8 protein-coding genes are annotated in these 7,368 nt (G+C 37.3%); 2 read left to right on the top strand and 6 right to left on the bottom strand.

Annotated elements, in window-relative coordinates; translation table 11 throughout:
- Positions 1 to 416: 416 nt before the first annotated feature.
- The 6 genes from KEM10_RS23170 to KEM10_RS23145 all read right to left on the bottom strand — a co-directional run bounded on the left by KEM10_RS23170 (position 417) and on the right by KEM10_RS23145 (position 5,339).
- Entirely contained in the window at positions 417 to 629 is a 213-nt protein-coding gene (locus tag KEM10_RS23170; RefSeq protein WP_212220546.1) for a hypothetical protein, read from the bottom strand.
- A gap of 66 nt (positions 630 to 695) precedes the next feature.
- On the bottom strand, positions 696 to 914 hold the full coding sequence (locus KEM10_RS23165) for a hypothetical protein (protein ID WP_212220543.1): 219 nt from the start codon (positions 912 to 914) through the stop codon (positions 696 to 698).
- A gap of 69 nt (positions 915 to 983) precedes the next feature.
- The gene (locus tag KEM10_RS23160) at positions 984 to 1,325 is read right to left on the bottom strand and encodes a helix-turn-helix transcriptional regulator (RefSeq protein ID WP_212220540.1); all 342 of its coding nucleotides are present in this window, start codon (positions 1,323 to 1,325) and stop codon (positions 984 to 986) included.
- Between the two features lie 163 nt (positions 1,326 to 1,488).
- Entirely contained in the window at positions 1,489 to 2,748 is a 1,260-nt protein-coding gene (locus KEM10_RS23155) for a hypothetical protein (protein WP_212220537.1), read from the bottom strand.
- Positions 2,749 to 2,759: 11 nt separating this feature from the next.
- Positions 2,760 to 4,037, bottom strand: coding sequence for a site-specific integrase (locus tag KEM10_RS23150; RefSeq protein WP_212220534.1), 1,278 nt, complete (start codon positions 4,035 to 4,037; stop codon positions 2,760 to 2,762).
- A gap of 27 nt (positions 4,038 to 4,064) precedes the next feature.
- Positions 4,065 to 5,339 (bottom strand): site-specific integrase, encoded by a 1,275-nt coding sequence (locus tag KEM10_RS23145; protein WP_212220531.1) that lies wholly within the window; start codon positions 5,337 to 5,339, stop codon positions 4,065 to 4,067.
- Between the two features lie 180 nt (positions 5,340 to 5,519).
- Here KEM10_RS23145 and KEM10_RS23140 point away from each other — a divergent pair, with 180 nt between their 5' ends.
- Together KEM10_RS23140 and KEM10_RS23135 are read left to right on the top strand one after the other, a co-directional pair.
- The gene (locus KEM10_RS23140; RefSeq protein WP_212220528.1) at positions 5,520 to 6,803 is read left to right on the top strand and encodes a hypothetical protein; all 1,284 of its coding nucleotides are present in this window, start codon (positions 5,520 to 5,522) and stop codon (positions 6,801 to 6,803) included.
- A 2-nt stretch (positions 6,804 to 6,805) separates the two neighbouring features.
- Positions 6,806 to 7,306 (top strand): hypothetical protein, encoded by a 501-nt coding sequence (locus tag KEM10_RS23135; protein ID WP_212220525.1) that lies wholly within the window; start codon positions 6,806 to 6,808, stop codon positions 7,304 to 7,306.
- The last annotated feature ends 62 nt before the right edge of the window (positions 7,307 to 7,368 follow it).

Genomic DNA, 7,368 nt, shown 5'->3' with positions numbered 1-7,368 from the left:
TTTCGTACGCATAATTCTTATTTTCTTGCAGGTTTTTATATATCGCATCCTGCATATTGCTTTGTTTTTCCTTCATTGTTGTGATTTTTTAGTGATGAACTAATTCTTTTGGGTATAAAAAGCTACTGGACTTCTATTTTCAGAAACTCAGACCGACAAAAAGCAACGCATTAGCTATTAATACCAACTTAGAGCAATTCTGACTTACTTTTTAGCTATTTGGGCTTATGTTGCAGCTATTATCAATGAACTCAACACTTACTATCAACCAATTATTTTATAAGTCTCTTATAATGAAATTGATTTGAATGTACAGCCTTGATACTTTCAGTAAATATTGGGCAACACAAAAGCATTTGTCCGGTATTGTGCAGCTATGATATCCTTATAACAGTTATCCTTTGCGAACTATTACCTTACTCATCAGTAGCCTCTACCCAGTAGCCTTTGTTTAAAGTTGATTCCAAATCAATAATAGCCAGCTTTTCTTTTACCGGGTTGTATTTTACACTAAATGCAACTTCCTTAAAAGTAGTACCACAAACGACAGCTCTGAGTCTACTTTCAGAAGCTGATTCAGCAAAACGAGCTATTTCATTTATTGGGACGAAAAATATTTTCTCTTTCATTTTTTTAAATCGTTTAAACCAAAAACGGGTAACTATGGGCATTAACACCCATAGTTAAGGGTTACCTTATTCATCATCATCGTCCTCTTCTTCATCAAAGTCTTCCAGTTGTTCCATTATCTCCAGGATTGCTTCGCTGTCTTCCTGTGGGTCATATTCCACTCTAACAAGGAGTTCATTGTCATCATTTCTTCCGGTGATGAATCCTTCCAGTCCATACTCTTCCAATAGTTCAGCAAAATCAACACTAGAATCTGCCGGAACATTAAATGTTCTTGATTTCATTCTTTTAAAATTTTAGATTAATAAATATGTGATGGCTTTTTTGAAAGCCTTTATAATTCAGTGAAGTGGCTATTTCCTTCTATGTTTAAGGAATAGTTCTTCTTCCATTTGGCCAATATATTCATCGGTACTTTGAGGTTTTCGGCCTTTCATCCAGTCCTCGATTTCGGTGCGGATAAATACAAGTTTGCGACCACCATGCATGGGCTTGCGAAACGGAATTTTGCGGTCGTGAACTAACCTGTATAAGGTATTCTTCTTATACCCGGTCAAGTCAACCAGGTCTTCAATGGAAAGCGTGTCGCTTTTTGCTTTGGCAATGGGTTTAGGGCTTGTTGCAGATATCACTCTGCGTACAGTGTTTTCGATAATTTCAGAAAGCTCTGTTTGTTCTATAACGATTAGTTTCATACATCTGAATTTTATGGCAATACCAATAGATTACCTGTTTGCATTAAATTTTATTCGATTAATCAATGCAAAGATTAGATGATGAAAGCTCGGTTAGTTTTGAGTTAGGCTAACTCTTTGTAACTATCTAAATATGAATGAGAAAAATTTAACCCTAATTAGGCTAATCAGGAAAACCCTTCAAATGAAACAGTACATCTGCATCATTTTTAGCTATGTCAGCTACAATTTCTTTTAAGTTCGGATAGCTTCTGCCAATTTTTACTTTATTACCCATATCTTCCAAATCACGGTAATGATTATAGAATTGCAGTGTACTAATTCCAGGAAAACGATTTTTGGCAAAAGCTTCAATTTTAGCCTTGGGAAACCTGTCGTACTCATTTTTCACAAATGGAATTTCTCGTCCTGTTTGTTCCTGGATACGAATATACAAAGCATAGTATTTGGCATCATACTTTGGTGTTTCAGGCTCTTTTGCAGGCTCGCTTGTTGTTTTTGAAAGGTTCAAATTCATCTGCTGTATATCATTTAGATTCTTTATCAGCTTTTTTTGAGAACCTAACCATTGTTTTATTATTGAAGTGTATTCGTGTTTATAAGGATGTAAAAGTTCTTGCTCTTCATTTTTATTCTCCTGGATGGCACATTCGGTCAGAAACTCCATAATAGAATCTGAATCCCCTTTTCTCCAAAGGTCTTCGGTGCTAAATTCACATAAAGCAGTTTCTAAATGCGTGTGTAGTAATTCTTTTATCTTTTCTCGCGAAAGTTCTTTAGGAATCTTCGTGAAATGGGCTGATATATACCTGTTCAGTTTACCTTGGGGATAGAGTTCCAATACTGAAGCAATATCATGGATATGGATTTTTTCAACTCCTAACGGTTTAAAAGGAAAGATATCAGAAAAGCTGAGAACTTCATCATAGTAGTTATGGCAGGATATAATATCGTTCTTTCTAAGGATAAATTGAAGCAGTTGTTTGCTTTTGGGGCTAACAACACCATCTTGCTCAAAAAAGCCTATCAGGGTCTTCCAGTAGATTACGGTTCCTGCGATGGATGCAATACTGCGTTCCATGTAAACCATATATTCGGTTATCCTGTGTAACCAATCGTTTTTGTCAATATTTAGATAGACGAAAATGAATGTATTACCAATGTTTTGCATGGTTTTTAGAATCTCTTCTGAAACGTCATTTTCTGTAAGGTTACATGTTGTGTAACCAAAATCACACTGGCCGATAGTCTGGTTTACATCAAAAAATATCTTCTGCCAATCGCTTTCCCGCTCTTCATCTTCAATTGTAGCTTTCAGAAGTCCGTTATCATGTAGAATATCGAAATGCGCTTCTTCCGGTATATCGATAAAAGTTTTTGGTTTAAATCCGTCTGATTTAATATATACTGCTCTTTCTGCCATTTTTATTTTCATTATAATACTTCCGCTGCTTTGTCTATAACATCTGTTTTTAAACTATCAAGGTACACCTTGGTAGTTTCCAGTTTTTTGTGTCCCATGACCTGAGAAATGACATTTTCAGGCACATTGTTTTCTTGTAACTGCATAGCCATTGTATGCCTTGATACATAACCTGTCAAACGAAAATCTATTTCTAATTCTGTTGCCAGCTTTTTTAAATATTCGTTATACCATCGTTGGAGCATTCCAACATGATTATAATGTTCAAGTGGAGTCGGTTTTTCTTTAGTGACGACCGGGAGTAGATAGTCTCCAATAGGTTCTCGATATTGATTCATAGCTTGCATTGTTCCTTCAATCTCAGGAGTAATGCGAATACTGATTGGTTTTGAATTCCGGGTGTTACGGGTTTTCTGACGACGATAAACGATGTAAGTACCTTTCTCCAGATAAACCACATTTGATTGTTTCAGGTTAGCCAAATCAATGTATGACATACCATAGGTGTAATAGGAAAACAAGAACAGTTGCCTTGCAAATTCCTGTTGCGGAACTTGAGAGGGTGTATCTTTTAGCTTTTGTAAGTATTCTGTTGGAAGGTATCGTTTGATGGTTTCCTCTTTTAATTCTGAAACATTAAAAAGGTTATTTTCAAATGGAAAATTAGTTTTTGTCGCTGCACCATCACGAATAGCTCTTACAAAGATGGCTTTCACGGATTTCAGGTAACCAAAACGTGTATTGCCTCCGCATCCTCTTTTAATAAGCCAGTTGTTGAAATCATTCACATAAGCCAAATCAACTTCAACAAAAAGCCTGTCATGCAGTTTTTTATCAAATTGTTGCCAAACCCGAAGTGTCTTTTCATAACTCTTCGCAGTGCCGATGTGCCTTGTATCAAGCATTGTCTTAATAAAGCTTTCAAGAAAGGGTTTTACTTTTCCCTGTACAATGCGATTAAGAAAGCTATCCTTAAATTGTTTCAGGGTCCAGTCTATATGCTCTTTTTCATATTCATAAATAATATCCAAAGCACGTTGGTTATAGCGTTCCAAAAGAGCATTTTCTTTTATGCGCTTCTCATTAGCTTCACGCTTTTCTGCTATTCTTAATCCTTTATATACCACAAGGCGTTCCTGATGTTCATCCCAAAACTCTTCGGTACTGGATATATTTAATGAAATAAACTGACGTTTACCATATTTGGTGACAACCATCATAATAGCATATTCTCCGTTTTGAAGTCTTCTATCGGTGCGTAATTTGAATCTATGGTATCTTTTGCTCATTTTCTTTGGATATTAATGGTGAATGCTTTATAAAACCTTAACTGCTTCATCTATGACACTTGTATCCAAACTGTCAAGATAAACCTTGGTCGTTTCCAGTTTCTTATGTCCTAACATTTGAGAGATTACGTGTTCGGGAATATGATTCTCCTGCAATTGCATGGCAGCCGTATGCCTTGCGACATAACTGGTAAGTTTCATTTTGATATCAAACTCATCAGCCAGTCGTTGCAGGTTTTTGTTATGTTGTCGTAGTATGATTTCGATATGCCTGGACAGTGTTGAAAAATTATCCTTGTGCATCGTTACTATTGGCAATAAATAATCCTCAATGTTTTTTTTATGGTCTGTAATAGCTTTAAGCGTTTGCCGAATGTTATCTGTTATTTTAATGCTTATAGGGGAACTTTTCTTCTCTTGTGTTTTGAGGCGTTTATAGATGATGTATTCTCCGGAATTGTATTTTACAATGTTGCTGGTTTTTAATACCGCCATATCTTTAAAAGAAATTCCATAACAGTAATAAGAGAACAAGAATAATAGTCGGGCATATTCATTCTGAGGGTTATCGGATTTTTGATTCTTCAGCTTCTCAAGAAATTCAGTAGGCAAATACCTTTTTTCTGTTTCCCGATGAAGAGCATATACTTGAAAACCATCCCTGCCAAAAGGATAGTTTTCTCTATAGGCTTGTCTGTTCTTTATTGCCCTGTTATAAATTGCACGTAGCCTTTTAATATGTTCTTCTCTTGTATTGGATGATATACCGTCTTTTTCCATCCATTGATTAAAACGCTCAACGTAATTAACATCAACATCATTAAAACTTAGATTGCATAAATCAGGAGAGAATTTCAAAAGTTTTCGATGCAGGCAATAGAAGGTATTGGCAGTTCCGTATCGGTGTGTTTCTTTCAAAGTTTGAATATGTTCTATCAGAAAAGGTTCGACTTTACCTTTTGCAGGTTGCCTTTTTATTTTTTCCTTGTATTGAGATGGTGTCCAATGGGTATTATTTTCTCTCTCATAGTCATATTCTATTACCATTGCTCGATTTGCGTAATCATCGATTTTGGCATTGACCTCTTTACGTTTTTGGTTTTCTGCTTTTTCAGTTTTGTCGCTACAGTTATCCAAAATAATCAAGCGTTCGTTATCACTATCCCAATGCTCAGGACAAACCGATATTTTTAATGAGATAAACTGACGTTTCCGGTTTTTGGTAATAACCATTATTACAGGACAAGCTCCATTCTCATCTAATCGGTCTGTTCTTAGCTTGAATCTGTGATATTTTTTCATAGAAGTCTACTTTTTCAATACCTGATTTTGTTTCGTTTTATTACCTTTTGGTTACACATTTGTTCCATATATTACCCAAAATAGATACAAATTGTTACAAATAATGAGATTTTAAAAACGCTGTAACCCTCTACAAATATAGTATTAATCAATTAAATACAAAATAAGCATATATGTACAGTGGGCACAGATTGGGACACGAATGTGCAAAACAAACCTGTAACCATCTCCCCACAACAAGCAGCCGATATTGAAGCCAATAACGCAAAACGTAGTTATCCGCAAGTTGATGAAGACAAGCTTTCAGGCATAGAAGAAAATGCAACTGCCGGGGCTGATTGGGAAACGAATATTGCCAATAAGCCAACCACTATTTCAGAGGAACAAGCTACCGCTATCGAGGCGAACACGGCAAAACGTTCTTATCCCGAAACGGATGAAAACAAATTGGCAGGGATTGAAGAAGGTGCAACTGTTGGAGGTGATTGGGAAACCAATATTCAGAATAAACCTGTTACCATATCGGCAGAACAGGCAGCAGCTATTGAGGCAAATACCGAAAAGCGTAGCTACCCACAAGCCGATGAAGATAAGCTTTCGGGCATAGAAGAAAATGCAACTGCCGGGGCAGATTGGGAGACAAATATTGCTAATAAACCTACTACTATTTCAGAGGAACAGGCAACCGCAATTGAAGCAAACACGGCAAAACGTTCTTATCCCGAAGCCGATGAAACCAAACTTGGAGGAATCGAAGAAGGTGCTACTGTTGGAGCTGATTGGGAAACCAATATTCAGAATAAACCTGCTACCATTTCAGCAGAACAGGCAGCAGCCATTGAAACCAATGCCCAAAAACGAAGCTACCCACAAGCTGACCAGGACAAACTTTCGGGCATTGAAGAAAACGCCACAGCCGGAGCTGATTGGGATACGAATATCGCCAATAAGCCAACTACCATAACAGCGGAACAAGCCACTGCTATTGAAGCGAACACAGCAAAACGCACTTATCCCGAAGCGGATGAAACCAAGCTTGGAGGAATCGAAGAAGGTGCTACTGTTGGAGCTGATTGGGACACCAATATTCAGAATAAACCGACAACTATTTCTGTAGAACAGGCAGCAGCCATTGAAGCCAATAATGCTAAACGCAGTTACCCACAAGCAGATGAAGACAAGCTTTCGGGTATTGAAGAAAATGCCACCGTTGGGGCTGATTGGGATGTCAACTTACAGAACATTCCTGATTTCCTGAAAAAGTTCTTACAGGTGTATGCCGATTCCGGCATTTTCTCAGGTGAAGATTGGGAAGCAAAGCTGGCTGAGATACTGAACTTCCAAATCAACTTTATGAAAAACTTCGTGGATGCCGATGTGGATAGCCTTTCGGTAGATGTTGCAGGAAACAACCTGAAGCTCACTTTCAAAGACGAAACAGACAAAACCATTACACTCCAATAATTATGAAAGCATTAGTAATAGCAAGCCTTTTCACGGCATTTATAGCATTGGTAGTTTATCTAACCTCAATCATAGCGGTTCATGGCATCCGCAAATCCATTTCCGATAGCAATTACTTTTTACGCAAACCCTACAAGCTTGTATTTGAGATAGTGATGTGGGTTTGTGGGCTGGCCATCATCATAACAGGTCTTTTCATTAAAGAATCTGCCGATTATTGGGTTGTCGGAGGCGGTATCGGAATCTTCTTAGTCGGTGTATTCTCCGACTTTAAGCGAAACCTGTTTATCCGCATTGCTCATTATATATCGGCAATTGGCGGTTTTACACTCCTTGGATTAAGCTATTATTTCAGTTTTGGAAATATCGAATACACTATCATTATTGCTATTTCGGCTTTGATTGCAACAGGCTTTGCCGATAAGCGAATTTGGTGTTTAGAGCTGACAATGGCAGCAGAAATATTCATAGGTCTTTTCTATTTGGCTCACACAATCATGTAGTTCTGGTTTGTTCATGGATAAAAAGGGCTACATATCAAGGATTCGTGAGGATTTAAAAGGCG

The sequence above is a fragment of the Carboxylicivirga linearis genome, assembly GCF_018271995.1.
Lineage (GTDB): Bacteria > Bacteroidota > Bacteroidia > Bacteroidales > Marinilabiliaceae > Carboxylicivirga > Carboxylicivirga linearis.
The sequence above is the reverse complement of the archived record's forward strand: the minus strand, read 5'-3'. Positions and strand labels throughout refer to the sequence as shown.